Genomic DNA, 25,351 nt, shown 5'->3' with positions numbered 1-25,351 from the left:
CGCCGGGACCAGCGGTTCCAGAACCGCCCATTCCTCGTCCGTCAGATCGCTTGAATACCGCAGGCCCTTTCGGGCATGCTTGCGCCGGGTGGTTTCGGTCCACACGTCAAATTCCGTTGTTGGTTCGCATCTCCAACAGAATCACAAGTGACTGAAATCACCCAACTTCATTTCGGGTCAGCCTCTCAGACACCCGCCCTCGGCGGTCAGCCCCGTCGCCGCGCCTGGCCGGCGTCCAAGAAACCTAAACATAAACATAAACGGACACAAAGCCTGCTCCAAAAATACGACCTTTAGACAGGCGGCGACAGTCGAGGGGCGCTGGGCTCGCCGAGGGCTTGGCGCAAGGGCTGACAACCCGCCTCCCCTGGCGCCCCGGCGGGATCATCGGTTCCGAACTGTTACAAAGGGCGCTCCAGCGGTCATCCGCCCGACCACCCTGGCGGCGCCGAACCCGGCCGCCTGCACCTTGTTCAGGACGGCATCGGCAGACTCGGGTGCGACAGAGATCAACAGGCCGCCGCTGGTCTGCGGGTCGGCGAGCAGATCGCGTCGCCAGTCTGGCGCTCCGGCGGGCATCTGAACGGCCGCGCCATAGCTGGCCCAGTTGCGCACAGCCGCGCCGGTGCGCACGCCCGCCGCGGCAAGCGCGGCTACGTCCGGCAGCAGGACGGGCGCATCGGCGTCCAATTCCGCAGCGAGCCCGGCGCCCCGGCACATTTCCAGCAGGTGGCCCAATAGACCAAACCCTGTGACGTCGGTGACGGCGTGAACCCCAGTCACCTCGCCCAACCCCGCCCCAACCGTGTTGAGCTGGGTCGTGGTGGAGATCAGGGCGCGGTAGCCCTCGTCGGAAAGGCGCTGTTGCTTGAAGGCCGCACTCAGCACGCCCACGCCCAGGGCCTTGGTCAGGATCAGGACATCGCCAGCCCTCGCGCCCCGGTTGGACAGTACGCGATCGGGATGCACCAGGCCCAGGGCGACCAAGCCATAGATTGGCTCGACGCTGTCGATGGAGTGTCCGCCCGCGATGGGCACGCCCGCAGCCGCACAGACCGAGGCTCCGCCGGCCAGTATCGCGCCAATGGCCTGCGTGGACAGCCTGTCGATCGGCATGCCAACGATCGCCAGGGCAAAAATTGGCGTAGCGCCCATCGCGTAGACGTCCGACAGGGCGTTGGTCGCCGCGATTCGGCCAAATTCATGGGGATCGTCGACCACGGGCATGAAGAAGTCAGTCGTGGCGACAAGGGCCTGCTGGTCGTTCAGCCGCCAGACGGCGGCATCGTCGGAGGTCTCGGTTCCGACCATGAGGTTGGGGAACAGCCCGGCGGCCGGACTCTGGGCCAGAATCTCGCGCAGCACCGCAGGAGACAACTTGCAGCCGCAACCGCCTCCGTGGGCCAGAGATGTCAGTCGAACGGAGTCGGACACGGGTTCTAGCAACGGATGACTCCTGGACGATCGTCCCCGTCCTCGGGGCGAGTCTGCTTGGGGACCTTACGATTCTCCAACGCCTCGCGCATAGTCGCGACCACAAAAAGCGGCGATGATGAGACCCGGCGGAATGATGATCGACCTACGGCGAAACCTCGAGCGGACATGAAACCGCTTCAGGTCCAAAGATCCGCCGAACCCGCCGCCTTGGCGGCCTTCGACCAAATCATCGATGTCCGCAGCCCTGGCGAGTTCGCCCAGGACCACCTGCCCGGTGCCATCAACCTTCCGGTGCTGGACGACGCCCAACGCGCCGAGGTGGGGACAATCTATGTTCAGCAGTCGAGGCTGCGCGCCAACCGGATCGGCGCGACCTATGTCGCCCGCAATATCGCTCACCACCTGGAGACCGCCCTCGCTGATAGGTCAGAGGGTTTCAAGCCACTGGTCTATTGCTGGCGCGGCGGGCAGAGGTCCAACGCCATGGCCACCATCCTGCAACGGGTGGGGTGGCAGACGGCCGTGCTGGAGGGCGGATACAGGACCTATCGCCGCTGGGTTCAGACCAGGCTGTATGACACGCCCTGCGATCTGGACTTGATCCTGCTGGATGGCGACACCGGCTCTGCCAAGACGGCAATCCTGGGTGTCCTGGCAGAGCGCGGCGTTCAGGTCATCGACCTGGAGGGCCTTGCCTGTCACCGCGGCTCGCTGTTTGGCGCCCTGTCAGGACAGGTCCAGCCCGACCAGAAGGGCTTTGAGAGTCAGCTGGTCGCAGCGTTCGACGCGCTGGACCCGGACCACCCTGTGGTGGTGGAGGCGGAGTCGAGCAAGATTGGCAACCGGGTCCTGCCGCCGATGCTGTGGGCGGCCATGCGCAAGGCCCCGCGCATCGAAGTCACCGCGCCCCTACCCGAACGCGCTCGTTATCTGGTCGAGACCTATGGCGACATCACCGCCCGGCGCCAGGCCCTGCTGGCGATTCTCGAACGCCTTCCGATCCACCCCAGCCTGAGGCGGCTGACGGCCTGGCGCGAGATGGTGGACCAAGGCGCCTTCACCGGTCTGGCCGAAGCCCTAATGGCCGCCCACTACGATCTGGCCTATGCGCGGGAGCGGCGAAAGTCCGATCAGCCCCTATTGGCCCGCATCGCGCTCGACCGCCTGGACCCTGACACGCTGGATCTCGCCGCGACCAGGATTCTTGACGCGATAGAGAGCCGGGGTCGATCATGATAGGCTGCCAGCGATCTCCCTTCAGGGGTTCGATCCCGGGGGCGCTGGGCGCCAGATTTTCCCGTTCCGACCAGCCTGACCCCGGCGCTGCGGCGTCCCTCCACCTTCCGCCAACCCTTTCGGCCCACGGGCTTAAGCCAGCGACAGGAGTCCGACTCAACGGCCCTGCCACGGCCAACGGATCAAGTCGTCGCCCGAGAGCATTTTGCATGGATTTTTAATGACATTCCTTGCAAACTGGCTGCGGAAGCCTGGATTAGAGCCATGAGCAAGTTCGACCAGTTCAAGGCCAAGCTCCGCCCCGGGCAGACCTACCGCCGGGCGGACCTGGCTCAATGGTCGACGGCGGTCGATCGCCACCTCAAGGAGGCCCTGCAAGCCGGCGCGCTGACCAAGCTGGCCGGCGGGCTCTATTACGCGCCCAAAGAAACCGTCTTCGGCAAGGCGCCGCCGGAAGACGACACCCTCGTCGCCACCTTCCTGAAGGGCGGCCCGTTCCTGCTGGCTTCGCCCAACGCCTATAACGTCCTAGGGGTCGGCACGACCCAGCTGCACAACAAGACCGTGGTCTATAACCACAAGCGCCATGGCAAGTTCGCCCTGGGCGGCCGCACCTACGACTTCCGCATGAAACCCACCTTCCCCAAGAAGCTCAGCCGGGAGTTCCTGCTGGTCGACCTGGTCAACAATCTCGACCAGCTCGGCGAAGACCCCCGGGAGGTCCTGGAGCGGGTCAAGGATCGCCTGTCCTCAAGCGACACGGCGCGCCTGAAGAAGGCGGCCCAGACCTATGGCTCCGAACGGGCCAAGAAGTTCTTCGCCCGCGCCCTGGCCGAGGTTGGAGCCCAGGATTCCGCCTGACTTCCTGCACAACCATCGCCAGTTCGGCGACCTGATCCGCATCGTTGCAACCAACGAGAAGATCGAGCCGGCCCTGATCGAGAAGGACTACTGGATCATGCAGAGCCTTTACGGCCTGCAGCAGCAGTGCCTCGCCTTCGAGCTGAAGGGCGGCACTTCCCTCTCCAAGGGCTACGGCCTCATCAACCGGTTCTCCGAGGATATCGACATCCGCATCGAGCCGCCGGCCGATCCGCCGGTGATGACCGGCTGCAACCACGACAAGCCTGCCCACGTCGAGGGCCGCAAGGCCTTCTAAGACCACCTGGCCCAAACCATCGTCATCGACGGGATCACCGCCGCGGAGCGGGACACAGCCTTCGATGACATCCGTCAATATCGCAGCGGCGGCATCCGGCTGGCCTATGCCAGCAAGAACGGGTCAGTCGATGGCCTGAAGGACGGCATCCTGCTGGAAGTCGGATTTGACGACGTGACGCCCAATGAACCGCAAGACATCAGCTCTTGGGCTTACGACTACGCCGCCAGCCGGGTCGAGATCCTCGACAACCGCGCCCTGGGCGTCGCCTGCTACCACCCGGGCCACACCGTCGTCGAAAAGCTGCAGGCGATCTCGACCAAGTTCCGCCAGCAGCAGGAGACCGGCATCTTCCCGCCGAACTTCATGCGCCACTATTACGACCTCTACTCGCTGCTACGAGCGAAGGCGGTCCAGGACTTCATCGGCACGCCTGCCTACCTCGCCCACAAGGCCAAGCGCTTCCCGAAAGCCGACAATCCGGTCAGCGCCGAGAACGAAGCCTTCGCCCTGAGCGACCCGGACACCCGGGCCAAGCTGCAAAAGGCCTACATCGCGTCGAACGCCCTCTACTACCGGGGCCAACCCGCCTTTGAGGACATCCTGGCCGAGATCGCCAAGTGGGCGCCCAAGCTCTAGGTCAGCCGCCGCCAACGGCTTGGCCCTCCACGCAGGCCTCCAGGACATAGGCGTCACCCTCGCGGCCCGTCACCCTGCAGACCTCCTGGATCCGCCGTCCCACCGGCGCGCGGGCGATATGGATCACCAGATTGATCGCCTGGGTGATCGCCCGATAGGGAATCCGCTGGGTCCGGGGCGTGGGCGTCTCTGCAGGTCCGTCAGCCCAGGCTGCCGCCATCATCGTCGTCGCCCGTCCACCGCAGGCTCGAGACCGGCGCGTGGATGCCATGCCCGCCGTCGCCGGCGGGCAGAGGCCCATCATCCGGCGCCGTGGCGCCCAGCAGGATCTCCGGGTGAACCTCGGCGATGGGCTTGCCGTCGGCGCCCCGCGCCAGCCCGTCCGACGCATGAAGGTCCGGCCTATGGCGATGTTTGGTGTGCTTCATCGCATGAAGGGTCGGGTCGATATTGATCAGCAGGCGGCGGACCTGGGCTAGGTTCTTCTTGGTGTCCTCCTCGCTGTAGAGGACGTGCAGGATGATCGCGGTGAAGAAGTCCGTCGCGCTCTGGTCCCAGAAATTGAGGTCGCCCGCCTTGCGGCCCAGCGGGTCCACCAGGATGCCGACGACGTTCTGGATGTCGGCGATCTCCATCGGCCCCTTCCGTACCTCGAACAGCGGATTCCACCGCACGGTGTTGGGGTCGGTCGGCGCGAAATAGAAGACGTGGCTGAACGTCTTCCGGTGATCGGCCGTGATGTGCCACAGCTCGCCCTTGCGGTCGTAGACGAAGGCGCTTTGCGGCCAGGCGATCAGGGTGGGCACGACGTGACCGGCCCCCTTCACGCTGCGGGACGCGCCCACGATGATGGCGTGCTCCACACCGCGATAGGTGAGATATTTGCCGTTGAACCGGCAGAGCACCCGTCCGCTGATCTGACCCTCTCCATGGACGAGTTTGGCCTTGCGAACATGGGCCTCGGTCGCCCAGGCGTCCTTGCCAAACTCTCGCGGCGCCCGGCGCGTGCTCTTCGCCAGCCCGATCAGTAGCATCGAGGGGACGAACACGGCCGCCAGGGCGATCATCGCGGCCATGTCGAAGGCCTGCTGGTAGCACGCCGCGAAGCGCCCATACCAGCCGACGAACACCCACGGCGCATAGATCCGAGCCTGCCCCAGATCTAGCAGGCCGTGGCCGAAGCCACGCGGATAGTGGAAGTCGTGAGCGACGATCTGGGTGGCGATCGACAGGGCGATCAACGTAGCGGCCGATATCCCGAAAGAAGCGGGTCTCGTCGGGCGACTGGTTGGGAACACGAAGCTCCCGCTGGCCAAGTTCGTGCGCCAACCGCAAGTCGCTGATCGTGCGGCCGGCCAGCCCGATCCGGTTGTCCATCCGCTTGATCTTCCGCTCCAACGTGCGCCGTTGCCGAACCACGTCGGCGGCGGCTTCCAGGTCCGGCTGCCGGCGCGCCGCGACGAACGCCCGGCCCTTGGGCGAACGGACCCAATCCTGGCGGACTTGCAGGCCAACCTCGGCCCGGCGATAGGCCTTGCGGGCGCGTCCGATGGCGTTCAGCTCGGCGTGTTTCGCCCAGATCATCCGCGCCAAATTGCGGACCCAGGCCACCAGTTCCAGGCGCCGCGAACGGGTCTTCTTCACACGCTCCTCGGTCTGCTGAAGGTGAGCCCTCGCCCGCGCCTTGGCGGTGGCGGCCTCCGCCGTTAGCTCGCGTTCGAGCCGTCCGGCGCTCGGGATCTTCGGCGTGGAAGCGCCTCGCGTTCGGCTCCGGAGCAGTGTTAGCGATGCGGTCGGCGGTCGCCTGATAGTCGCGTCGAAGGTCGCGCGCCTTGTCGTTGCGGGCCCGGACATCGCGGTTCAATTCGCCGCGCTCATAGGCGATATCTTTGCGCTCCAGCGCCGTGGCCGCCGGCCCCAGATGCACGGTCGGGGCGCGGTCAACGCCGCGCGCCGCCAGACTCAAATGCGAGACCTGCGGGGCGTCCGGACCAAGGTGATGACGCAGCTGCCGGTTCTGCACGTCCGACCACGCGGCGCGCAGCTGCGGGATGAAGCTGGCGTGGTTCCAATCGCGGTTCTTGCCCCCGAAACCGGCGCGATCGACACGGCGAGTCGTGACCATGATGTGGGCGTGGAAATTGCGCTGGTCGCCCTCCTTGCCGGGCCGGTGCATGGCGACGTCGGCGATCATGCCCTTGGCGACCAGGTGCTGGCGCGCAAAGGCGCTGACCAGGTCCCGGCGCTGATCAAAATCAAATTCGTGCGGCAGCGCCAGGAAGCCTCTTGGGCGGGCATGGCGCCCTTGCGGCGTCCGGCAGCCTCGACGGCGTTCCATAAGGCTGCGCGGTCCCTGTAGGCCCGCGGCGCGTCATCCGGCGCCATGATCTCGGCGTGCTCGATCCCGTCCTTGTTCGAGAAATCGAACTCCATAGCCAGCCGGTCATCGGTCAGCGCCTGGCCTGACCGGTACGCCGCAGCGGCCACGGCCGAGCGGCCAAGACCGCGCTGGATGGTCTGCACCTGACACAGGAACGACGCCACTGAACTGCCCTCCCCTGCTGGCGTGAGCCGGCGGGATCGCCAAGGGCTCGGCCCTTGGCTCAAACCCCAGGCCGTCGCAGGCCGCGCGGGGGTTTGAGGGTGTCGGGCGGAGCCTGACCGCATCGTTGGCTGGGCGTAGCCCAACCAACGAGGATATGCGCCATTGTCTGCAACACCTCTGCCACCACCATGGACCATCAGGCGTTATTTTGATAGAAAAAGTGCATCACGCTCTTTTTCTCAATCAAGAGTGCCTGTCATGATCGCTGTCGATAAGCGCAAGCGGAACACCCGACCCTCCAAATATCGACCCCGCAACGAGACCCAGAAGCAGAAGCGCAAGGACCTCTGGACCGCCCGTGAAGCCGATCGCAAACTGGGGCGCCGGATCAGCGATGAAGATGCGCTGAAACCTGGCCTCGAGGAGCTTGAGGCGGCTTTGCGGGACATGGGCCGCACAGGAATCCACAACAAGCGCCACACCGTTCCGCTCGAAGATATCGCGGACGACGGCCAGCGTTTCGCCGTGCTGAAAGCCCGGCTCGAACGCCTCGAAGCACTATGGGCAATCAACCGGAGAAAGCGCGAAACCCGAGGCAAGATCATCCTCGGCGGCGCCCTTTTGGCGGAGGCGGCCGACGAAGCTTGGCGGGAAGGCGAAGCCAACCTTCTGCACCGGCTGGTCGACATCCTGGACCGCCGGGTGGAGAGCGTCAGGGACCGGCTGACGGTGCGCGAACTGCTCGGAAACGTGCCCCTTCCACTTCGCCAGGGCGGCGATCCCAGCGAGGATTTACTGAACGCGCTGGAAGCCGTAGGCGGCGAAGCGCCCGACTTCGATGCGATGACGGCGTCGGCCCTGGCAGACGCCGACGATCGCCTCGCGGCGAACCGGTCCGTAGTACCGGCTGTCGAAGCTGTTGGGGGATGCGGTTCGAGAACACAAAGAACTCACCTTCGTCCAGACGGCGACAGGCGCGCCAGCGCGGTAGTGGCCGGCTTTCGCTGTCGTGGTCGAGGACGGGCGCGCGCCACACGCCGTTGATCACCAGCTTGCCATCGAGGGTGCAGACGGTGTCCCCGGACGTCGCCGCGACCTCCTTCAAGGTCGGCATATGGCGCAGATATGCCGTGCGACCGCTGGCGTAGGTCAGGACCGCGGGCGGGGCTGGGAACGCGATGATCTGGCCCAGACTTGGCGCCGCGATGCTGCGAATATAGAGGCCTCTGGGCTCACTTTCCGACCGGTTCCACAGTAGCGACGGACCCGGAACGACCAAGGTCACGCCGCCCAGCGGCACGGCAGGGGCAATGCCAACGCGATAACCGGGAGCCTGCGTCGCCGGCGTCTCACAAGGCCATGGATCATGTCTTAGCCCCGTGTTGACGCCGCCCGGTTGCGATCTGTCACGGGGTGGGCGCGCTGGAATACAGCGCGGGATGCACTTTCATTGAGTGCTCTTTATGGCAAAACGTCCCCTGCACTACCAGAGCTGACGCATCGGCTCTGGGGTGGTGCGGATCGCGCGATCGGGACTGGACCGCGCAAGGCGCCGTCGGGAGCCGGTCACTGAAACCCCGACGATTCGCTGAGTTGCCAATTGGCAACCCAGCAATGGCGGGGCAGCGCCAGGGAGCCGCTTGGTGCTCCAATTTCGAAAGTTGCCAATTGGCAACTTCAGCCTTTGGGCCGCATCCGGACTAGCTCACGCTGGAAGGCCTCGGCGAAATCCGCGTTGCTGGCGGCGGCATCGAGCGCCAATTCCAGGACCACCTTCTTCGATCCCTTGGTCGTCAAGGTGAACAGGGTCGCGCCCGCTGCGTTAGTCACGGCCGTACCCGGCTTGCCCGACTTGACCACAGGCTTCGCATCACCGGCGGCGGCACCGCTTTAGGAGCACCATGACCTTCGGCGCGTCCAAAGGGCCCTGGCCTTTGGCGATCATTTCCGCCTGCTGAACCGCCAGGCGTTTAGCCTCGGCCATCACCCGAGGGCGTGACGCGCCGTCGGCCAGGAGGGGCTTGATCTCGCGGGCGTGGTTCTCGCGGAGCTGCCGCACATCGCCGAAGGCCTCAACGACATCGGTCGGCAGCTTGGCGAGGTCGAGAAAACGCGAAAGCCAGGCCTTTGGCACTTCAAGCCGCTCAGCCATTCGCTGAGCGGTGCCGCCATAGAAGGTTTCTACGGCGTGGCGATAGTCCAGGGCCCGTTCGTAGTCGCTGATGTCCTTGCGCGACCGGTTCTCAACATCAGCCAGACGGAAGGCCTGCTCATCGGTGAGCTCGCGCTCTTCGACGAGGTAGCGAATATCGCGATGCTCGACATTCTTGAGGTAGCTAACGGCCCAGGGCCGGCGCGCGCCGCAAATGACCTCAAAATCGAAGGCCGGGTCATCCTCGACCCGCCGCACGATCGCGGGAAACTCCTGCTCCCCCTGGGAGCGAAGGCTTTTAAGAAGGTCACCGCAAACACTCTCATTGAGGAGATCGTAGCGGCGATTGTGCCGCTCCCACATCCGGCATCGAGCCGGATCGACCAGCTTGAGCGTCTTTTCCTTGATATCGCCGGCCGTAACGCGGGCGAGCCCGGTCAGCCGCGTACTCAAGCGCTCGGTGGCGGGCGCGCCGCGCTCCGGCGTCGGGGTTTCGGTGACCGCCGGGCCTACCAGGCCCGCGAGTATGGAGCGGTTCTTGCCTGTTGCGGATGCCATGACCGCCCTCCCCTACCCTAAACCCAGCCGGCGAAGATCCGGCCGATGGCTGGGCCACGCCTTGCGGATCAAAAGCTCGATTTCGCCATTCAGGCGGTCGAGGTTGTTTCGGCAGCGCTCATAGGTCTTCGTCGCTGGACCCGACAGCTCATAGACGGTGCGCAACTGCACATTGGCATTGTCGATCTCGGCGGCGTCGAGCAGCGAGGCCGACAGCATGTCGGCGCCAAACACCGCCTCCATCATGTCGCGGATCTGGGTGTGGGCGCTTTTGCCCTCGTCGACCTTGGTCGCGACGACGCGAAGAAAATGATAGCCCCGCGCGCCCAGATGGTTCTGCATGACCTCCAGAGTCTCAACGATCATCCGCAGGAAGTGGGCGATCGACGCAGTCCACGGTCGAAGGCGGCGTCGGGATCAAAAGGGCATTGGCGGCGCGCAGCACCGCCAGCGACAGCATCCCCAGCGCGGGCGGCGGATCCAGTAGGACCACGTCATAATCGACGGCCAAACCCTCGACCCCGCGACGCAGCCGATCCGGGGCGTCCGGATTGCCGCGAAGCCGAGACGCCGCCTCATATTCCGCCCGGTATAGCCCGAGGTTCGCGGGGATCAGATCAATGCCCGTCCAAGCGGTAGCCCGCAGGCCATACTTGAGATCAGGCTCACCGCCATGGCGGAAAAAGGGGAGAAGGGTCTGCTCGTCGTCGATATCGATGTCGGGGTTGAACCCGAAGATGGTCGTGGTGCTCGCCTGGCTGTCGCAGTCGATCACCGCGACCCGATAGCCCTTGAGTGCGAGGTACTGCGCCAGATGACAGGTCAGGGTGCTTTTGCCGACGCTACCCTTGAAGTTTTGGACCGCCAGGACGATCGGCGTGTCCTCTGGACCACGACGCGGCCGGGTCCCGAACACATCGCGCATATGGTTGATCTCGGCCAGGCTGTAGCCTTCCCGCCGCTTGGAGGCGCTAAGCCTGGGGGCGGGGAGGCGGCCATCGGCCTCGGCCTAGCGGATCGCCTCGGAGGTCCGGCCCACCATCTCGGCGGCCTTGGTGATCGTGAAGCGCAGATCGACGATCTTCTCTTCACCGGGCGCGAACACCGTGGCCCGCAGCCGGGTGATGACATCATGGGCCCGGTCGCTGAGCGCCGTCATTGCGTCGAGGAGGACGGGTCCCGAGGCCGCACTTTCCGCGAGTACAAGTTTCGCCATGGCCTCCTCCTTTGCAAATATCCAACGAGATAGATGGAATTTGCCATTTTTCTGGTCGGATGCGATGAATTTCGGGGCAACAGCGCGGCGCGCCTGAACCCTCATGGTTCAAGGCGACGGCAAGCCAGCCTGTCCGCCGCGCCCGTTAGAGAATTTCTTAGGGACAAAGTTAGAGAGAGTTAGAGGCGGCGAAACGCGCAGAAAAACCACACGCCACAGGGGTTTCCGAAAAGCCGTGGTCACCAATACCCCGAGCCCAAGGTCACTGAAACCCCGTGCCCGAGGTCACCGTTCCCCCGAAGGTGAAACCTTGCGTTTCTCAATCATACCATCGACGGCGAGCGTGCGGGCGTCCTCGCGGGTCCGGCGCTCCGAATCAGCCGCGAGGCGGGCCAGATCCGCCTTGATCGCGGCGCGCTCCGCAGCGTCGCGGCGGATGAAATGCACGGCCGGCGAATTGTCCGCGGTGTTGACGAAACTGAGGTCGTACTCGGGCAGGTCGTTGGCGGCGACGATCCGCTTGAGCAGGTAGTTGAACTGCTTCAGGGGGCTCTCACTGCCGGTCTTGTCGTGCAAGACGCTCACCCGACACGTCCATCCTGACGCCTGGTCGCCGGCGTGCTTGCGGGCGATCCGGTAGATGGCGCGCTCAACACCGCCGGAAAGCGCGAAATAGTCGGCGTGAAGGGTCAGCAGCGATCGATCCTTGATGACCCCCTCATAGACCCAGTTGGACAAGGTCAGTGTCAGGCCCTTCGGGGCGCCGGTGACCGCGTCCGACTCCAGCATCCACTCGTCGAGCCAGCCGAACTACGCCTTGGTGTTGCGCTTGGTTCCCCGGATCGACGTCTGAATCGTCGTGGCCTCCAGCCGTTGAAGAGCGGCTTGGAGTTCGCGATAGCCCTTGCCGCCCTTGTCGCGCTTGATCGCCTTGAGCAGATCGTAGGTCGTCGTGTGAAGGGTCCGGGGCAGGTCGTGTTCGCCGGCCTCCCGCATCTGGTTGATGCGTGAGGTCGCCCAGATCAGGATGTCGGCGTCCCAGATGGTGGCGATGCCGAAGGCGGGATTGGCGCTGACGTGGACCCAGACCTCGCCATCGGGGCTGGTGTATTCGATCGGCTTCAGGCGCTTGCGCTTCGACAGCGAGAAGAACGGCCGCTCCATGACCTCGCGCTGGTCCTTCAGCGGCAGGCTGTTCATCCGAGGGACGAACAGATCAAACTCCTGCTGTCGAATCGCGCGCTCAGACATCACCAACCCCACCACGAGCGACGATCTTGGGGAAGGGCAGGGGCCTTGACCCCAGAAGTTGCCAGGCCAGCATCGGCATCTCGGAGATATGCTCGGCTCGGCTCGGCCCGGCCCGGTTCGCCGGCCGGGCCGCTGGTTTCGCTCCCGCCGGATCACACACCCGTTCGGCCTCCAACGCGCGACGTCAGAACGAATCACCAACCCCAAGGCTGAGTGGCCGCCAGCCTGCCTGGCACAAGGAGTTGGATTCCGTTCGGCGTCTGTTCCGCCGGTTTCCTCAGAATTGGGAGACGGGCAGGGGGAACGGCCCCCGCCGAAGCGGGCGCCGAGCCAGGTCAGTGCCGCGTGCTGCCCGTCTGCGGATGTATCATCTGGTGGAAGTGGGCGATGGCGGCGGTGTCGAGCTCGAAGGGGATCGCGGTGATCTCCTCTTGGCGGTCAAGCTCCTCGGCGATGGCCAGAAGGTCCCAGCATTCGGCGACCACATAGCAGCTGCCGGTGTCGTAGAAGTCGTGGGCGTGTTGATAGACCGCTTGCGCCATCCCCATGCTGACCATCTTTCGTCTCCCTCTTGCGCTGCTGGATCTGCGGGCTCGTTCCCGCGATCTCGCGACCGCCCAGGGCGGGTGACAGGGAGGGGCCAAAGGACGAATCGCCTTTGACCCCGACCGTCCCGTCCTAGGTTCGTGAGATTGATCGCGGACGAGTTCGACCCGGCGGCGCCCAACCCGGGAGACGACTGACGGCATGGTGCTGGCGCCGACCGGATCACCACTGCCAGACACCTGACACCCTCAGCGCCTTGGGCGCCCCCTCGCGGAACCCTCACAGGCGCTGACGAAGACGATATCCTTGAGGAAAGCGGCGCAGCGCCGGGCCCGCCTCTGAAGCCATCGGTTCTCACCGCCGCCCGCGCCGACAGGCAGGCTCCCGCAAAAATCGGCGATTGGGGGCCCTGAGACCCATCACCTGGCGAGCTGTAAGACAGCGACCTGCGGCGCGGACCCGAGGCGGGGCGCCGGCAAGAGTGGCTTTCCCGATCGAAAGCTAGGAAGCGGGAGCGCAGCGCACTTCCACCCTTTCACCCGTCAGGAGGCGGGTGCGGCGGCCCGAAGGCCGCCGCGACGCGGGCCTCAAGCCCGCGCCTTGACCACCTGGTGACGGATCCCCTTCTCGCCGGCCTTTTGGCCGAGGTTGAGGGCCGGTCCGAAAGGCTGCATTCCAGCGCCCCGCTCGGAATTGAGTGTGTTCGTCAGGGTAAGCACGCACACCGGTTCGAGGGCGATCAGTTCGTCGTTGGCCCGGAACGGCGCCGCACGGCCGTGTCGGTCGAAATCAGCCTTGGCGAGCACCAGCGGTCACGTTCTTCTGCTTGGCCCACTTGATGGCGATCTTCTCACCGCCCTTGGCGCCCGTGGTGGCCAGCGCCATCTGCGGCCATTGGACGAGAGCCCAGTTCAGGGCGTCGAAGGTGCGGTTCGCATCGTCGGCGGTATCGGCCCAGGAGCTGCTCGGAAGGCCACGATGATCGCGCCTGGGTCGGTCGCGGAGTGCTTGCGGGCCTTGGCGGAACGGATGGCTTCACGAGCCTCGATCTGGGCGGCCGTGGTGCGCGAAGCCTTCGCAGAACCCTTCCAGGGGCTCCAGACATCGCCGGTCGATGTCGTGTAGCTGGCGGCCGCTGCGTCTCGGACCATCTCGAGGGCCAGGGTGGCGACATCGGCGGCGCGGGCCTTTTGGGTGGCGGCCTGCATCTCGGTGTCGGCGATCTCGGAGCCGTCGAAGTCGCGGGCGAAGCGGTTGAGATCATCCCGGGCCTTGTCGGCTTCACGCTCGATGCGCTGGGCGGCGGAATGGGAGGCGCCGATCAGGGACTCGCAGATGATCGACTGAAAATCCTCCAGGGCAGTCTCGGAGAAGACGTCGAGCACTTCGTTCATCAAGGCGTGGCCGAGCTGTTGGAGAGCGTCCTCCGCGGGGTGGACTCGGGGGTCGTCGAGCAGCAGGGCCTGGGCCTCGAAGCTGTTCATGGCGCCAGTTGCGGGAGAGAAGGCTGTAAGTTGCATTGGGAGAAATCCCTTTTCGGAGTGGGGTGCGGAGCCCATCGGCTCGTTGACCGTCTCGGGCCACCGGGCGGTGGCGAGGTCACAACAAGCCAGAGGGGTTCGGGCCCTCATCGACGGGACGGATCCACTGCCTCTTGCATTCGCTCCCGCATCCCTGGCGCCTTGGGCTCGGGGCCCAGGCCCTGCGATGACCCGCCACATCCCCGGACGCGACAACCTCCGGGCCTCGCCGAACGAAGCGCCGGCCTCCACGAGATTGAGGGAGGATCAGCCGACACCGAGAACACTGCGCCTCTCCGCCGTCAGCACAGGCTGAAGCCGACCGTGCTGATAACAACGCCGGCCGCGCCGGCTTCCTTCGCCGACATCCGGCGCCCGCTCCAAAAGGCCCGCTCCTGTAGCCATCACTCGTAATGTGCTCTTGAAGGCTCCATAAGCGGGCTTGAGCGCGTTCAAGAGTGTGCTCCTTGCAGGCTCTGCGGAATTGTGGTTTGCTCTCTGACGCACAGTAGGCCTCATAACTGGCTCTTGAACGCTCATGCCTGCCCGCAACACGCTGCTCCTTGCGCCGCCCTATCCCGTGGAACTTGCCTTGACAGAACTCGGGGCGAACCTGCGGACAGCGCGCCTGCGTCGAAACCTGACCGTCGAGGAGGTCGCTCAGAAGATTGGAGCGGGTCGCCGCGCCGTGTCGGACGCCGAACGTGGCAAGCCAACAACCAGTGTCGCGATCTATGCCGCCCTGCTTTGGGCCTTCGACCTTCTCGCCGACATGCACAGCCTGGCCGACCCAGCTCGCGACCAGGAAGGACAGGTTCTTGCACGCTCCAAGGCCAGGATCCGCGCGCGGCGCGGCGAAGCCTTGGACAATGATTTCTAAGGCCGATGGCAGAGGCCTTTGTCCATATCACCCTGCCAGGGGCAGTAGAGCCGATCACCGCCGGCCGCTTCGTCATGGAGACCGACAGGACCGGCACGTCCGTCGGACGTTTCGTCTATGGCCGGCGCTACTTGGCGCATCCGGAAGCCGTTGAAATCGATCCGGTCGAGCTGAAGCTCGCACCGCGCACCTACGACACCGCCGCGCTCGGCGGCGTGTTCGGCGCCCTGCGCGACGCCAGCCCCGACTATTGGGGCCGCCGCGTCATCGACAAACATGCCGGCAAGCCGCAACTCGCAGAAATCGACTACCTGCTGCACTCCGCCGACGACCGCGCCGGCGCCCTGGGTTTCGGACTCAATGCGGAGCCCCCGGCGCCGCGCCGCGACTTCAACCAGACCGTCGCACTGGAGAAGCTGCAGCGGATCGCCGACGCCCTGATCGCCGACGAAGAGCTGGCGCCCGACGCCGCCAACCAGCAGATCCAGGATCTGCTTCTGGTCGGCACCTCCATGGGCGGGGCGAGGCCCAAGGCCGTCGTCGAGGATGAGGGCGCTCTATGGATCGTAAAGTTCAATCGCCAGGATGACCGCTGGAACAGCGCCCGGGTCGAACACGCCATGCTCACGCTTGCCCGAGCCTGCGGCCTGGAAGCCGCCGACAGCAAAGTCGCGCTGGCGGGAGGGCGAGACGTCCTGATGGTCCGCCGCTTTGACCGCGAGCGCGTGGCGGCGGGCTACACCCGCGCCCGGATGATCAGCGCCCTTACCCTCCTGCGGACGGAGGACAGCCCTCGGGCGCGGGATCGCTGGTCCTATGTGCTGCTGGCCGAGGAACTGCGCCGGGTCAGCGCCGAGCCCGCCAGGGATGCGCGCGAGCTTTTCCGCCGGATGACCTTCAACGCCCTGATCTCCAACGTCGACGATCACCCGCGCAATCACGCGGTGATCGCCAAGGCCAGGGATTGGCGGCTGTCGCCGGCCTACGACCTGACGCCATCGATCCCGATCAGCCTGGAACGCCGTGATCTGGCGCTGGTGATCGGGGACGCTGGCCGCATCGCCACGGCGGAAAACCTGATCTCACAAAGCCCACGCTTTCTGCTCAAGAACGACGAGGCCACCGCTATCGTCGCGGACATGGAGCAGCGGGTGGCGAGCACTTGGTACGAGGTCGCACGCGCCGCCGGCGTGAGCGCGCCTGACTGCGATCTGATCTCGGGAGCCTTCGTCTATCCGGGCTTCCGGCCCCCACCGCCTCCGCTCTGACCATGAGCGAAGCCGCCACGGCTAGATCGACCCCAGCGCCTTGAAGCTGGCGACATCAGCGCGCCCAACAATGGCGTGGCCATGCACAGCGATACCCAGGGTCCGCGCAGCGTCGATGATCTTCCTGGTCATCTCGATATCGGCCGACGAAGAAGTCTGATCACCCGATGGGTGATTATGGACCAAGATCACGGCCGACGCGGACACCTCCAGCGCCCGCCGCACGATCTCACGCGGATAGACCGGCGCGTGGTCGATGGCGCCGTGATTGAGAATCTCATCGGCGATCAACTGGTTGTTCTTGTCCAGGAATAGCACGCGGAACGCCTCGCGTTCACAGTGAGCCATGGTGAGCTTCAGGTAGTCGATAAGCGCCGTCCACGAGGAGACGACGCACCGCCCTGGCAACTCGGCCGACGCGAGCCGGCGCGCTGCATCGTAAATCAGCTGCAGGTCGATTCCGACGCGGGTGTCCACGAACGCCGAAAGCGCGGCGAGGTCGGCCGTCAGCACCCGCCGGAGGCAACCGAACCGGGCCAGAAGTGCTGCGGCCCTGGCCCTGGCCCGTTGACCAGGGACCGCGACAGCAGGAGTTCGAGCGCCTCGACGTCGCTCAGGCCCGCCAGGCCGCCGATCGCGGCCCTCGCGCCCAGCGTTCCGATTGAGGGGGCTGGAGACGGAGGGCCGGCGTAGCGAGCGGTCATCTCGCCCACGCCTGGCGCCGCGTCGAACAGATCCGCAGTCTGGGCAGGTTTGGCGTCGTTCCGATGGGAAAGTCTGGGCATGGAAGCCTCAAGCAGCCAGCGCCGGACCAAATCCCGGTTCGCTCGCGAGCTCCCAGCCCTTCCTCGGACTTTCCCATCGGGCAGGGCGGGGCGCGGATCCCGCCAACCCTCGCAACATCTGGGAGCGGCTTGGCGCCCCTACGCGGCCAGGGGCTGCCTGGCCTGCGCCGGCTGGCTGTAGGCGAGCAGGTGATCTACGGCCCGCGGCGAAGGCCAGGAGCCAGGCGTTGGACCCGCTGAACGGCTGGCCTTCGGACTGTAGGGGCGTGGACGGGTCGGCCCCGTTCGCCCACGGCTGGCGCCAGGGCGGCACGCCGCGCTCCAAGCGGGTGATGATTTCGTTCAACAGCGGCTCAAGGGGATTGGACATCGGGTCCTCCGGCGGTTTCGCGCCGGATCCATTCCCGTCGCTCAACCCTCCAGTCCCTTCCTCCGCCTTTCCCCCGCGCCGCCGGCGCCCCCAGCGCATCACGCATCAAGAGCCGCTGGTGCAAGCCCACGGCTCTTGATGACCGCTACGCCGCCGCCGGCAGGATGGTCTGGCCTGGCCACTTGGCCAGGACGGCCGAGAGCACCTGTGGCTGATCGACGGGCACGAAGACGCGAGGGGTGTAGTTGATGATTTCGACAAAGCAGCCGAGCACCTGGAACATCGCGCGCTGGGAGCCGGCGCCGACGACCTCAAGCCGGACGTCGACCTGATGATGCGCCCCACCCCAAAAACCAAGGCCGACGGCCCCGATTTCCTGATCTACGCCGCCGGCACCGCCAAAGGCCCGAATGGCGTCGACACCCAGCTCGGCGCCGGCTGGAAGCGGACCTGCGATCAACACTGCCTGCACATCGACGTCGAGCTTGACGACCCGGCCTTCCCGGGACCGCTTTCCGCCACCCCGGTCGAAGACCGCGTCGCGCCGAGCGGCGAACGCTTCAGCATGGTCTGGGCGCGCGCCTAGACGCGAGCTTGCCCTCCTGGGGCGCGGCTTTCTGAATCTTCGCGAGGATGGGGGCGTTGCGGGGCCCACCCCGCTGGAGGAGGTGACCAGAGACCCAGGCTCTGGTCCAGGGGGAGGGCGCTCCCCCATACCGCAAACTATTCAACTTATGCGTTTATCGCCGGAAAATCACGAGTTGACGCCACCCAGGAAGGCCGATTTCTGGTACAGTGTTGGTGCTGATTTGCGGGCAAAGGCGTCATGCGACGCGCCGTCGGGGAATGCCTTCATTGACCAGAGACCTCGATTTCCCTTCGGGCCAACCTGATCCCAGCAACAAGACCGGGACCAGCGAAGAAGCCTGGGTCGTCGGCTCCAACCCCGAACAGGCCATCCGGATGCGGAGCCTTTCGGTCTATCTCAGCAATGGCGGCGCCCTGAAGGACGTCCGCCTGGTCGAAGGCGAGGACGAACGCTGGACCATGTGGGTGCGGCTGATCAACCGGCCGGGCGAATATCGCCTCAACCTCTTCAAGTCCGACCAGCCCAAGACCTACCGGGATGTCGACCTGGCCATCGCCACCGTCCGCGACGACTTCGGCTACTATGGCTCGATCACCCTGGCGACCGAGCAGCGCCCCAAGGTTGGCAAGGCCCAGGCCGGCCCGATCGCCGACAGCGACGAAGAATAATCGCCGGTCCCGACCAGGACAGGACCTGCCCATGACGCTCACCAGGTTCCGCCGCCTGTTGGCGGCGAGCATCGTTGCCGCCGCCGCGGCGCTCAGTCCTCCCGCCTTGGCGTGGCCGCCGCGCCTGCTAGAGCCCTTTCCGACCTGATGGCTTCATCAGGGTCGGGCGAAAAGGGCTCTAAATCAGAAGTTTAGGGCATTTTTCGATCCGATAACCGTTTCACACTTATCGGAAAATGCTCTAGCGACCCACGAGCTGATCGTCGGCCGCGCCGACATCATTGATGGCGACACCTTCCGCCTCGGCCGCCAGCAGGATCTCGCGCATGAAATCGCGTTTGATCCGGTCGGCGGCGATCCCGCTGGGCGTTGAGATGGTGAGTATCCCAGCCTGCAAACCGTGGAAGCCGATACGGCCAAACCAGCTACCGTAGGGGCCGGTCGCTGCTCGTCGATGCCGCGCCAGCAGGGATCGACGGCGCCGGGCGCCTCCATCACCGTCGCCGGGCCGGACACTATGACCTGGTGTTGATGGACCGTCAGATGCCCGCCATGGATGGGCTGACCGCGACGCGGACCATTCGGGCGTGGAAAAAGCTCCACGACCGCGCGCCCACCCCGATCATCGCGCTCACCGCGTCTGCCCTGAAGGGCGACCGTGAAACCTGCCTGGCTGCGGGCTGCACCGCATACCTTACCAAGCCCATCAAGCAGGACGTGCTCCTCCAGGCGATCCGCGACCACTCTGCGGTCAAGGTGCAGCCGGCCCCCGTCCAGACTGACGCGCCCGCGCCCCCGCATTCTCGGGCCGCCCAGCGGCTGACGGAGCAGGCGCCCGCCTATCTGGCAAACTGCCGGCGGAATGTCGCAGCCATGCAGGCCGCCCTCGACTTGGGAGATTTCCAGGTGATAGCCATCCTTGGGCACGACTTGCGGGGATCCGGAGGAGGCTTTGGATTTCAGGCCATCACTGACATCGGCTTCCGTCTTGAACAGGCGGCCGAGAGCGCCGACTCCGGCGCATCGCGCAAATGGTTGGGCGAGTTGTCCAGCTATCTGGATCGTGTCGAATCCATTACTGCTTAGCCTGTCACTTCGAAGCTCCGAAAGCAGTCGCCTTGGAGCACCACCGGGCCAGGCGCGCCTTCGCGCACCTGTAGATGGAAATGTGGCCGATTTCGGGGGCCGGGCCGAAGCCGATCAGTTGTTCTCGCCGAGGGACCTCAAGTTGGAACGGCCCTCCAGCGGCCCTCTTTCCCTCTGCGCCAAGCCGAGCGGTTTTGGCCGCTGCACAGGAGGAACGGTGTTCCTTCCGGCTTCAACCCGAAGCCCGTGTTTGTCTCGGGCAGCACTATAATTAGTAGCCCGCGTCTTAATGGTGTAAGGTTAAGGCCGAACTGTCCCGAGGCGACCGTAGTATGTCAACGAAGTCAGCTGGACGCTCAATGCCATTGCGTAGGTCGCGAGCAAGGTTTTCTCTGAAGAGCGCCGCGTCCGAGCACGTTCCTGGATGAACCGAACTACTCCGAAGCTGCGTATCTACGCTGAGCGTCTGATCGCTTATGATCTCGGACGAAATGCGTCTTCCAAATCGAAACCCACTGCGGGCTTTGTCCTTATAGAGACGTTGAATCCACATTTTGGCGCACTCATGGGCGCCGCAGGGTTTCGTGCGCTCATTTCGCGCGCGCTCGTGCTGGCTAGCGCGGAAGCTGCTTGCCTGAGAGATCTGCATATCAAAGCGGACGGCTCTTTCGAAGGGCTGGACGAACTTGAAGCTCAAGCGAACCCAGAAGAGATCGCCGCTGGCGGGCTTGTTCTGCTTGCCCGGCTGCTAGGGTTGCTAGTGACTCTCATTGGCGAAAATTTAACACTGCAGCTGTTGAACAACGTCAACGGCATTCAGTTGGTCCTGGAAGACTAAGATGGCAAAAAAGATCAGCGCCGCGGCGAGCCGCAACCTGAAGAATAACGCCGCGAGCCAGCCGGCAAAGGTCGCGATCCGTAAACTGCCGACCGGCGTTCGCGGCCTCGATGACATCATGGGCGGCGGCGTACCGGAATTTTCGTTCAACGTCATCGCCGGCCTGCCCGGCTGCGGCAAGACCACGATGGCCCATCAGATCGTTTTCGCCAACGCGACGACGGAAAAACCCGCGCTCTTCTTCACCGTCCTCGGTGAGCCCGCCATAAAAATGCTGCGCTACCAACAGCAGTTTTCATTCTTCGACGGATCCAAGTTGGGAAACGCCGTCCGCTTCATCAATCTCAGCGACCTGGTGTTGAATCAAAATCTAGATGCGGTCCTTGCTGAAATTATCAAGCAGGTCACGGCGATCAATCCAAGTGTCGTGGTGGTGGACTCCTTTCGCACCGTGATGCGCAAACCACAGGCCGCTGCCGGTGAAATGGAGATGCAATCGTTCATTCAGCAGCTCACCCAGTTTCTGACCAGTTGGGAAGCCACGACGTTTCTGGTCGGTGAATTTGGGCAGGAAGAGACCCAAGGCAATCCGCTGTTCACCATCGCAGACGGCCTCTTCTGGCTTTCGCAGAAGGTGGAAAGAAACTCCGTGGTGCGAAAACTGCAGATCCTGAAAGTCCGCGGGTCGGGTTCGGTGCCCGGATTGCACACCGTCCGCATCAACGACGACGGGTTGCAGGCCTTCTCGCGCACGCTGGGATTCATCCCCAAAACTGGGAAGCCGGCCAAGCACCGGCGGCTTTCCATGGGCATTCCTGATCTGGACGAGATGATGGGCGGGGGCGTTCTCGAAGGCGATAGCCTGCTCATCGCCGGGCCGTCGGGGACGGGCAAGACGGCGCTGGCCACCCAATTCATCGCTGCGGGGCTGCGCAATGGCGAGCCGGGGATCATGGCGATCTTCGAAGAACGACCGAAAGGCTACACCGATCGCGCCGACGGCTTTGGTTTGAATTTGAAGACGCCGCTGGAGAAGGGAAAGCTGGAAATCATCTACCTTCGTCCGCTCGACCTTTCGGTGGATGAAACCATGCAAGAGATCCTCGACGCCGTCGAAAGGGTCGGCGCGAAACGTCTGGTGATCGATTCTTTGGTCAGTCTCGAGATGGCGCTGGCGCCCGGTTTCCGCGAGGACTTTCGCGAGTCGCTGTACCGGCTGATCGTGGCGCTGACCGGGGCCGGGGTCACGATTCTCAGCACCGTCGAAGTGGAGGATACGTTCACCGGGTTTTCCTTCAGCCACTACACCATCTCGTTCCTGACCGATGACATCATCAGGATGCGCTATGTGGAAATCGACGGCCAGTTACGGAAGGTCATGGTCGTGGTCAAGATGCGCGGCGGCAATCACAGCAAAGACATCCGCGAGTATGTCATCACCGACAAGGGTGTGGTCGTCATCCAGCCGCGATCCACCGAATATGACGGACTGACCACCGGAATTCCCACGCGGACCGGGCCGAGCCCGGCGCAAAAGGCAGAACCTCCTCCGGAGCCGAAGGCGAAGGTTGCGAAATAAGCGGGGCCGCTAGCAAACTTGAGGTCCGATCTCCGGGATGGCTGGCAGGCCATCCGGGCCTGACCTTCGACGAGGCGCAGCCAAGCCAAAGCGCCCGATTTTCCGGCTCCACCTCTCGTTTGTGGTATACGGGTCGGGAGACCAGCATCCCGTCGGCCCGGTGACCTAAATGTCTGAAGCCACGCAGTTTCATAAAAATACGGTCGCGATGAACGAGGCGCTGATCCTCAGTTCGCTGCGCCAGCAAGAACTGGTCGGCGTCACAGAAGAGTTGAACGCCAGACTGCGACGCGAAATCACCGAGCGTAAGCTGGCGGAGGCGACGCTCCACGAAAGCGAAGAACGCTATCGCGCCCTGTTCGAGATGGGTCCCGTGGCCATCTATTCCTGCAGTGCTGCGGGTGTGATTCAGGATTTCAACCGCAGATCCATCGAACTGTGGGGGCGAAAGCCTGCGGCAGGGGATAATAACGAGCGGTTTTCTGGCGCGTTCAAAATGTTCTGGCCGGACGGCAGTTACATGCCCCACGACCAGTCTCCCATGGCCAACGTGTTGAGCGGCAGGATACCGGATGCGCGGGACGTGGAAGTGCACGTAGGGCGGCCCGACGGCACGCGGATTATCGCGCTCGTGAATATCCGTCCGCTGAAGAACGCGCGCGGAGAAATCACCGGGGCCATCAATAGCTTTTTCGACGTCACCGAACGCCGAGCAGCACAGGAAGCCGTCCGCGTAAGCGAGGCGAGATTCCGGATGCTCTTCGAGTTCATCGACGAGGGCTTCTGCACACTCGAAAAGCTAGATACCCACGCCGGCGAGCCGAGCGACTTCCGCTATCTCTCCGCCAATGCCGGTTTTGAGAAACAAACGGGCGTCGGCGGCGTCGTCGGCAAGACCATTCGGGAAGCGTTTCCTGACGAGCCCCAAGAATGGTTCGACACCTACGACGCCGTCATGGCGACGGGAGAGGCGATCCGTTTCGAGCGCGAGCTGGCATCGCAGGGGCGGACACTGGAGCTGTTCGCTTTTCGCTTCGAGGATGGAGCCGTCCCGAAAGTCGGTGTGATCTTCCTCGACGTGAGCTTGCGCAAACATCATGAGGAACAGCAGGAGCTGCTCCTCAGGGAGATGGATCATCGGGTCAATAACCTGTTCGCCATTATCGGAGGAATGGTGACGTTGAGCGCCAAGTCAGCGACCACGCCCAAGGAACTGGCCCAGACCGTTCAAGGCCGGCTGGGCGCGCTCGCCAGCGCGCACCACTTGATCAGGCCGGGGCACTCGGTGGCCGATACCACCAAGCGGGAAACCACCTTGGGCGAATTAGTCCGAAAGGTTCTTTCGCCCTATGCCGATCCGCCAGGAACGGATGGCAGCGCGCGCACCGAAATCGTCGGGCCGGAAATTGCGGTCGGTTCGGACGCCGCCACGAACGTCGCGCTCGTGGTGCATGAGTTGGCGACGAACGCGGCCAAGTACGGCGCTCTCTCGGTACCCGGCGGACGCGTTCGCATTTCGTGGGCGGTGACCAAGGGACGGCTCGCTCTCTCGTGGGCAGAGAAGGGCGGACCCGTGATCACAGGTCCGCCCGAGCGGGAGGGTTTCGGCAGCGTATTGGCTCGCAAGAGCGTCAGCGGGGGGCTCCGCGGGGACCTGACTTTCCACTGGAATCCCGACGGGTTGATGGTACTTCTGTCAGTAGAAACGGAACGTTTGGCGCTTTGAGCGCTCACCCGTGTTCGACATTCCCCAACATCGCACCGGGGCGCCTTCATTGCTGAACCACGTATCAGTCCTCGTGGCGGAGGATCAGCCGTTCATCGCCTTGGACCTGGCGCTCGCCGTGGAGGACCCCGACGGCAACGTCGTGGGGCTGCCGCGAGCCGCGAGGAAGTCCTGATCTTCCTTGAAACCGAGATCGTAGGCGCCGCGATCCTGGACGTAAATCTGGTTGATGGTGACTGTTCGGTTTCGGGTGGAGGTCCTCGCGGGTCGCGGCGTCCCCTTCATAGTTCACACGGCGCTGGATCTCCCGCCGGCCCTGGCAACGCTCTTTTCAGGCCTGACTGTCCAGACCAAACCTTGCCCGGCGGCGAAGGGGCCGACTGGAAGAGTGAGATCTGCGGAATAGACCCCGAAGGCTCCAGAGGGTTCCGCCCGGCTGCAGGACCAGCAGGCACGCTTCGAAGGTCGCCTTGGTTCCCAAGGCTTTGATCGCCACATCGACACCCCTGCCGCCCGTCAGGCGCAGGATCTCCTCAACGGGATCGGCGCGGCTGAAATCCACCATATGGTCAGCGCCCGTCTACCGGGCCATGGCCGGCCGCTCGGGCACGCGATCGACCGCGATGATCGTCGTGGCTCCGGAAAGCTTGGCGCCGGCCGTCGCGCTAAGCCCGATGGCCACTGCGCAAAAATGGCGACTGCATCGCCGATCCGGACATCGCCGCGTTCGGCGCCACTGAGGCCGATCGACATGATGTCCGGGCACATCAGGACCTGCTCGTCCGTCAGGCCCTCGGCACGGGGTAAGGTTGGCCATTGCGTCCGGGACCACCACAAACTCCGCTGGCAGCCGTCGACTGTGTTGCCGAGCTGCCAAACGCCCATGGCCTTCCAGCCGTGAGGCGTGCCCTTTCCGTCTGGGACGAGCGACCGCACCGGCAGGCATTGCTGTATCCGTTCGGCGTGATCTCCGGGTTCGGAGCGCCGGGCGGCGCGTGCGGCCGCTACTCGCAACGAACCACACCGTTATGGTTCGTCCGACCCGGAATTTGGGGGCGGGGACCGAACGACCGGTGGAAACCTGACGGGTTCCGGCGTCCGGCGCCTTTCGGTGCTGCTGGGTCTGACCTGTTCGTGAAGAAGTAGCCGGCGACGCCCCAAGCCAGATTTCGCCGAGGGAACGTACTGAGGTGGCGCCGGTTGTCCGTACAGTTTGGCGGCTTGGCTAAGGTTGGTTCAGGTTCAGATCACGCCGCCAGTTTGTGCTCGAGGTTGGCCCTATCCGGGGCGAGCCCCGGATAGG

At 64.6% G+C, this 25,351-nt stretch carries 33 protein-coding genes and 4 pseudogenes; 14 read left to right on the top strand and 23 right to left on the bottom strand.

The annotated features are described in order from the left end of the window. Both ACP69S_RS20325 and selD read right to left on the bottom strand, forming a co-directional pair. The coding region (locus tag ACP69S_RS20325; protein WP_426000347.1) for a transposase at positions 1 to 105 on the bottom strand (105 nt) is incomplete at its 3' end. Positions 106 to 384: 279 nt separating this feature from the next. Further along, positions 385 to 1,434, bottom strand: a complete 1,050-nt coding sequence (gene selD / locus ACP69S_RS20320; RefSeq protein WP_426000339.1) for a selenide, water dikinase SelD — start codon at positions 1,432 to 1,434, stop codon at positions 385 to 387. A 168-nt stretch (positions 1,435 to 1,602) separates the two neighbouring features. Here selD and mnmH point away from each other — a divergent pair, with 168 nt between their 5' ends. The 3 genes and pseudogenes from mnmH to ACP69S_RS20305 all read left to right on the top strand — a co-directional run bounded on the left by mnmH (position 1,603) and on the right by ACP69S_RS20305 (position 4,471). After that, on the top strand, positions 1,603 to 2,673 hold the full coding sequence (gene mnmH / locus ACP69S_RS20315; protein ID WP_426000338.1) for a tRNA 2-selenouridine(34) synthase MnmH: 1,071 nt from the start codon (positions 1,603 to 1,605) through the stop codon (positions 2,671 to 2,673). 264 nt (positions 2,674 to 2,937) lie between these two features. Then, on the top strand, positions 2,938 to 3,534 hold the full coding sequence (locus ACP69S_RS20310) for a hypothetical protein (protein WP_426000336.1): 597 nt from the start codon (positions 2,938 to 2,940) through the stop codon (positions 3,532 to 3,534). Further along, positions 3,464 to 4,471: pseudogene (locus ACP69S_RS20305) on the top strand (nucleotidyl transferase AbiEii/AbiGii toxin family protein). Before ACP69S_RS20310 ends, ACP69S_RS20305 begins: the two are co-directional and overlap by 71 nt. 1 nt (position 4,472) lies before the next feature. Here ACP69S_RS20305 and ACP69S_RS20300 read toward each other — a convergent pair. Together ACP69S_RS20300 and ACP69S_RS20295 are read right to left on the bottom strand one after the other, a co-directional pair. Continuing rightward, complete coding sequence (locus ACP69S_RS20300; RefSeq protein ID WP_426000334.1) at positions 4,473 to 4,691, bottom strand: hypothetical protein; 219 nt, start codon at positions 4,689 to 4,691, stop codon at positions 4,473 to 4,475. Then, positions 4,672 to 5,712 carry a type IV secretory system conjugative DNA transfer family protein gene (locus ACP69S_RS20295; protein WP_426000332.1) on the bottom strand — a complete coding sequence of 347 codons (1,041 nt, stop codon included), beginning with the start codon at positions 5,710 to 5,712 and terminating at the stop codon, positions 4,672 to 4,674. The genes ACP69S_RS20300 and ACP69S_RS20295 overlap by 20 nt, the downstream gene beginning before the upstream one ends. On the opposite strand from ACP69S_RS20295, the gene ACP69S_RS20290 reads away from it, so the two are divergent. After that, positions 5,690 to 6,181: a hypothetical protein gene (locus tag ACP69S_RS20290; protein WP_426000349.1), complete on the top strand. Its 492-nt coding sequence runs from the start codon at positions 5,690 to 5,692 to the stop codon at positions 6,179 to 6,181. The genes ACP69S_RS20295 and ACP69S_RS20290 overlap by 23 nt on opposite strands. A gap of 238 nt (positions 6,182 to 6,419) precedes the next feature. Here the strand turns inward: ACP69S_RS20290 and ACP69S_RS20285 are convergent. Next, a pseudogene (locus ACP69S_RS20285) lies at positions 6,420 to 6,707 on the bottom strand (MobA/MobL family protein); the annotation flags it as partial. Next, positions 6,662 to 7,138 (bottom strand): MobA/MobL family protein, encoded by a 477-nt coding sequence (locus tag ACP69S_RS20280; protein ID WP_426000345.1) that lies wholly within the window; start codon positions 7,136 to 7,138, stop codon positions 6,662 to 6,664. The gene ACP69S_RS20280 and the pseudogene ACP69S_RS20285, both read right to left, overlap by 46 nt. Positions 7,139 to 7,274: 136 nt before the next feature. On the opposite strand from ACP69S_RS20280, the gene ACP69S_RS20275 reads away from it, so the two are divergent. Then, complete coding sequence (locus ACP69S_RS20275) at positions 7,275 to 8,060, top strand: hypothetical protein (protein WP_426000330.1); 786 nt, start codon at positions 7,275 to 7,277, stop codon at positions 8,058 to 8,060. Here ACP69S_RS20275 and ACP69S_RS20270 read toward each other — a convergent pair. The 11 genes and pseudogenes from ACP69S_RS20270 to ACP69S_RS20220 all read right to left on the bottom strand — a co-directional run. Then, positions 8,008 to 8,301: pseudogene (locus tag ACP69S_RS20270) on the bottom strand (S26 family signal peptidase); the annotation flags it as partial. The gene ACP69S_RS20275 and the pseudogene ACP69S_RS20270 overlap by 53 nt on opposite strands. A 392-nt stretch (positions 8,302 to 8,693) precedes the next feature. Then, positions 8,694 to 8,846, bottom strand: coding sequence for a hypothetical protein (locus tag ACP69S_RS20265; RefSeq protein WP_426000328.1), 153 nt, complete (start codon positions 8,844 to 8,846; stop codon positions 8,694 to 8,696). Between the two features lie 40 nt (positions 8,847 to 8,886). Beyond that, a complete protein-coding gene (locus tag ACP69S_RS20260) occupies positions 8,887 to 9,726 on the bottom strand; it encodes a ParB/RepB/Spo0J family partition protein (RefSeq protein ID WP_426000327.1) in 840 nt (279 codons plus the stop codon). 12 nt (positions 9,727 to 9,738) lie between these two features. After that, on the bottom strand, positions 9,739 to 10,068 hold the full coding sequence (locus tag ACP69S_RS20255) for a hypothetical protein (protein WP_426000325.1): 330 nt from the start codon (positions 10,066 to 10,068) through the stop codon (positions 9,739 to 9,741). 13 nt (positions 10,069 to 10,081) lie between these two features. Beyond that, positions 10,082 to 10,651: a ParA family protein gene (locus ACP69S_RS20250; RefSeq protein WP_426000323.1), complete on the bottom strand. Its 570-nt coding sequence runs from the start codon at positions 10,649 to 10,651 to the stop codon at positions 10,082 to 10,084. An 84-nt stretch (positions 10,652 to 10,735) separates the two neighbouring features. Continuing rightward, positions 10,736 to 10,942, bottom strand: coding sequence for a hypothetical protein (locus tag ACP69S_RS20245; RefSeq protein ID WP_426000321.1), 207 nt, complete (start codon positions 10,940 to 10,942; stop codon positions 10,736 to 10,738). Positions 10,943 to 11,227: 285 nt separating this feature from the next. Then, positions 11,228 to 12,142 (bottom strand): annotated as a pseudogene (locus ACP69S_RS20240) (replication initiator protein A). Positions 12,143 to 12,528: 386 nt separating this feature from the next. Beyond that, positions 12,529 to 12,750 (bottom strand): hypothetical protein, encoded by a 222-nt coding sequence (locus ACP69S_RS20235; RefSeq protein WP_426000319.1) that lies wholly within the window; start codon positions 12,748 to 12,750, stop codon positions 12,529 to 12,531. A 576-nt stretch (positions 12,751 to 13,326) separates the two neighbouring features. Beyond that, on the bottom strand, positions 13,327 to 13,545 hold the full coding sequence (locus tag ACP69S_RS20230) for a hypothetical protein (RefSeq protein ID WP_426000317.1): 219 nt from the start codon (positions 13,543 to 13,545) through the stop codon (positions 13,327 to 13,329). Beyond that, on the bottom strand, positions 13,529 to 13,654 hold the full coding sequence (locus tag ACP69S_RS20225) for an SLOG family protein (RefSeq protein ID WP_426000343.1): 126 nt from the start codon (positions 13,652 to 13,654) through the stop codon (positions 13,529 to 13,531). Before ACP69S_RS20225 ends, ACP69S_RS20230 begins: the two co-directional genes overlap by 17 nt. Next, the gene (locus ACP69S_RS20220; RefSeq protein WP_426000315.1) at positions 13,651 to 14,259 is read right to left on the bottom strand and encodes a hypothetical protein; all 609 of its coding nucleotides are present in this window, start codon (positions 14,257 to 14,259) and stop codon (positions 13,651 to 13,653) included. The genes ACP69S_RS20225 and ACP69S_RS20220 overlap by 4 nt, the downstream gene beginning before the upstream one ends. A 538-nt stretch (positions 14,260 to 14,797) precedes the next feature. Here ACP69S_RS20220 and ACP69S_RS20215 point away from each other — a divergent pair. After that, entirely contained in the window at positions 14,798 to 15,139 is a 342-nt protein-coding gene (locus tag ACP69S_RS20215) for a helix-turn-helix transcriptional regulator (protein WP_422575619.1), read from the top strand. Between the two features lie 5 nt (positions 15,140 to 15,144). Beyond that, positions 15,145 to 16,407, top strand: a complete 1,263-nt coding sequence (locus tag ACP69S_RS20210) for a type II toxin-antitoxin system HipA family toxin (protein ID WP_426000313.1) — start codon at positions 15,145 to 15,147, stop codon at positions 16,405 to 16,407. 21 nt (positions 16,408 to 16,428) lie between these two features. Here ACP69S_RS20210 and ACP69S_RS20205 read toward each other — a convergent pair whose 3' ends face one another. The 4 genes from ACP69S_RS20205 to ACP69S_RS20190 form a co-directional block, all read right to left on the bottom strand. After that, complete coding sequence (locus ACP69S_RS20205) at positions 16,429 to 16,920, bottom strand: JAB domain-containing protein (RefSeq protein ID WP_426000312.1); 492 nt, start codon at positions 16,918 to 16,920, stop codon at positions 16,429 to 16,431. Next, complete coding sequence (locus ACP69S_RS20200; RefSeq protein ID WP_426000310.1) at positions 16,914 to 17,192, bottom strand: hypothetical protein; 279 nt, start codon at positions 17,190 to 17,192, stop codon at positions 16,914 to 16,916. The genes ACP69S_RS20205 and ACP69S_RS20200 overlap by 7 nt, the downstream gene beginning before the upstream one ends. 7 nt (positions 17,193 to 17,199) lie before the next feature. Continuing rightward, the gene (locus ACP69S_RS20195) at positions 17,200 to 17,562 is read right to left on the bottom strand and encodes an ArdC family protein (RefSeq protein WP_426000308.1); all 363 of its coding nucleotides are present in this window, start codon (positions 17,560 to 17,562) and stop codon (positions 17,200 to 17,202) included. 145 nt (positions 17,563 to 17,707) lie between these two features. After that, the gene (locus ACP69S_RS20190) at positions 17,708 to 17,845 is read right to left on the bottom strand and encodes a hypothetical protein (RefSeq protein ID WP_426000306.1); all 138 of its coding nucleotides are present in this window, start codon (positions 17,843 to 17,845) and stop codon (positions 17,708 to 17,710) included. 48 nt (positions 17,846 to 17,893) lie between these two features. Here ACP69S_RS20190 and ACP69S_RS20185 point away from each other — a divergent pair, with 48 nt between their 5' ends. Next, the gene (locus ACP69S_RS20185; RefSeq protein ID WP_426000304.1) at positions 17,894 to 18,148 is read left to right on the top strand and encodes a DUF736 family protein; all 255 of its coding nucleotides are present in this window, start codon (positions 17,894 to 17,896) and stop codon (positions 18,146 to 18,148) included. Positions 18,149 to 18,417: 269 nt separating this feature from the next. Further along, a complete protein-coding gene (locus ACP69S_RS20180) occupies positions 18,418 to 18,819 on the top strand; it encodes a hypothetical protein (protein WP_426000302.1) in 402 nt (133 codons plus the stop codon). A gap of 241 nt (positions 18,820 to 19,060) precedes the next feature. Here ACP69S_RS20180 and ACP69S_RS20175 read toward each other — a convergent pair whose 3' ends face one another. Beyond that, a complete protein-coding gene (locus ACP69S_RS20175; protein ID WP_426000300.1) occupies positions 19,061 to 19,216 on the bottom strand; it encodes a hypothetical protein in 156 nt (51 codons plus the stop codon). A 47-nt stretch (positions 19,217 to 19,263) separates the two neighbouring features. On the opposite strand from ACP69S_RS20175, the gene ACP69S_RS20170 reads away from it, so the two are divergent. From ACP69S_RS20170 to ACP69S_RS20150, 5 genes are all read left to right on the top strand, one after another. Next, positions 19,264 to 19,905, top strand: a complete 642-nt coding sequence (locus ACP69S_RS20170; RefSeq protein WP_426000341.1) for a response regulator — start codon at positions 19,264 to 19,266, stop codon at positions 19,903 to 19,905. A 424-nt stretch (positions 19,906 to 20,329) separates the two neighbouring features. After that, positions 20,330 to 20,743, top strand: a complete 414-nt coding sequence (locus ACP69S_RS20165) for a hypothetical protein (protein ID WP_426000298.1) — start codon at positions 20,330 to 20,332, stop codon at positions 20,741 to 20,743. 1 nt (position 20,744) lies between these two features. Then, on the top strand, positions 20,745 to 22,322 hold the full coding sequence (locus ACP69S_RS20160; protein WP_426000296.1) for an RAD55 family ATPase: 1,578 nt from the start codon (positions 20,745 to 20,747) through the stop codon (positions 22,320 to 22,322). 169 nt (positions 22,323 to 22,491) lie between these two features. Beyond that, a complete protein-coding gene (locus ACP69S_RS20155) occupies positions 22,492 to 24,048 on the top strand; it encodes a sensor histidine kinase (RefSeq protein ID WP_426000294.1) in 1,557 nt (518 codons plus the stop codon). Between the two features lie 10 nt (positions 24,049 to 24,058). Continuing rightward, complete coding sequence (locus tag ACP69S_RS20150) at positions 24,059 to 24,223, top strand: hypothetical protein (protein WP_426000292.1); 165 nt, start codon at positions 24,059 to 24,061, stop codon at positions 24,221 to 24,223. 156 nt (positions 24,224 to 24,379) lie between these two features. Here the strand turns inward: ACP69S_RS20150 and ACP69S_RS20145 are convergent, their stop codons facing one another. Then, positions 24,380 to 24,613, bottom strand: a complete 234-nt coding sequence (locus ACP69S_RS20145; RefSeq protein WP_426000290.1) for a zinc-binding dehydrogenase — start codon at positions 24,611 to 24,613, stop codon at positions 24,380 to 24,382. Between the last annotated feature and the right edge of the window lie 738 nt (positions 24,614 to 25,351).

Origin of the sequence: Caulobacter sp. DWR1-3-2b1, from assembly GCF_049895765.1 — a bacterium.
Taxonomy (GTDB): Bacteria; Pseudomonadota; Alphaproteobacteria; order Caulobacterales; family Caulobacteraceae; genus Caulobacter.
The sequence above is the reverse complement of the archived record's forward strand: the minus strand, read 5'-3'. Positions and strand labels throughout refer to the sequence as shown.

Coding starts and splice junctions, on each gene's coding strand:
- ACP69S_RS20300 (WP_426000334.1), bottom strand. CDS start 4,691: ATGGCGGCAGCCTGGGCTGACGGACCTGCAGAGACGCCCACGCCCCGG.
- ACP69S_RS20260 (WP_426000327.1), bottom strand. CDS start 9,726: ATGGCATCCGCAACAGGCAAGAACCGCTCCATACTCGCGGGCCTGGTA.
- ACP69S_RS20235 (WP_426000319.1), bottom strand. CDS start 12,750: ATGGTCAGCATGGGGATGGCGCAAGCGGTCTATCAACACGCCCACGAC.
- ACP69S_RS20185 (WP_426000304.1), top strand. CDS start 17,894: ATGATGCGCCCCACCCCAAAAACCAAGGCCGACGGCCCCGATTTCCTG.
- ACP69S_RS20145 (WP_426000290.1), bottom strand. CDS start 24,613: ATGGTGGATTTCAGCCGCGCCGATCCCGTTGAGGAGATCCTGCGCCTG.
- ACP69S_RS20275 (WP_426000330.1), top strand. CDS start 7,275: ATGATCGCTGTCGATAAGCGCAAGCGGAACACCCGACCCTCCAAATAT.
- ACP69S_RS20245 (WP_426000321.1), bottom strand. CDS start 10,942: ATGGCGAAACTTGTACTCGCGGAAAGTGCGGCCTCGGGACCCGTCCTC.
- ACP69S_RS20155 (WP_426000294.1), top strand. CDS start 22,492: ATGTCTGAAGCCACGCAGTTTCATAAAAATACGGTCGCGATGAACGAG.
- ACP69S_RS20200 (WP_426000310.1), bottom strand. CDS start 17,192: ATGCCCAGACTTTCCCATCGGAACGACGCCAAACCTGCCCAGACTGCG.
- ACP69S_RS20220 (WP_426000315.1), bottom strand. CDS start 14,259: ATGCAACTTACAGCCTTCTCTCCCGCAACTGGCGCCATGAACAGCTTC.
- mnmH (WP_426000338.1), top strand. CDS start 1,603: ATGAAACCGCTTCAGGTCCAAAGATCCGCCGAACCCGCCGCCTTGGCG.
- ACP69S_RS20310 (WP_426000336.1), top strand. CDS start 2,938: ATGAGCAAGTTCGACCAGTTCAAGGCCAAGCTCCGCCCCGGGCAGACC.
- ACP69S_RS20195 (WP_426000308.1), bottom strand. CDS start 17,562: ATGTCCAATCCCCTTGAGCCGCTGTTGAACGAAATCATCACCCGCTTG.
- ACP69S_RS20215 (WP_422575619.1), top strand. CDS start 14,798: ATGCCTGCCCGCAACACGCTGCTCCTTGCGCCGCCCTATCCCGTGGAA.
- ACP69S_RS20280 (WP_426000345.1), bottom strand. CDS start 7,138: ATGCGGTCAGGCTCCGCCCGACACCCTCAAACCCCCGCGCGGCCTGCG.
- ACP69S_RS20160 (WP_426000296.1), top strand. CDS start 20,745: ATGGCAAAAAAGATCAGCGCCGCGGCGAGCCGCAACCTGAAGAATAAC.
- ACP69S_RS20165 (WP_426000298.1), top strand. CDS start 20,330: ATGAACCGAACTACTCCGAAGCTGCGTATCTACGCTGAGCGTCTGATC.
- ACP69S_RS20250 (WP_426000323.1), bottom strand. CDS start 10,651: ATGCGCGATGTGTTCGGGACCCGGCCGCGTCGTGGTCCAGAGGACACG.
- ACP69S_RS20255 (WP_426000325.1), bottom strand. CDS start 10,068: ATGCAGAACCATCTGGGCGCGCGGGGCTATCATTTTCTTCGCGTCGTC.
- ACP69S_RS20210 (WP_426000313.1), top strand. CDS start 15,145: ATGGCAGAGGCCTTTGTCCATATCACCCTGCCAGGGGCAGTAGAGCCG.
- ACP69S_RS20190 (WP_426000306.1), bottom strand. CDS start 17,845: ATGTTCCAGGTGCTCGGCTGCTTTGTCGAAATCATCAACTACACCCCT.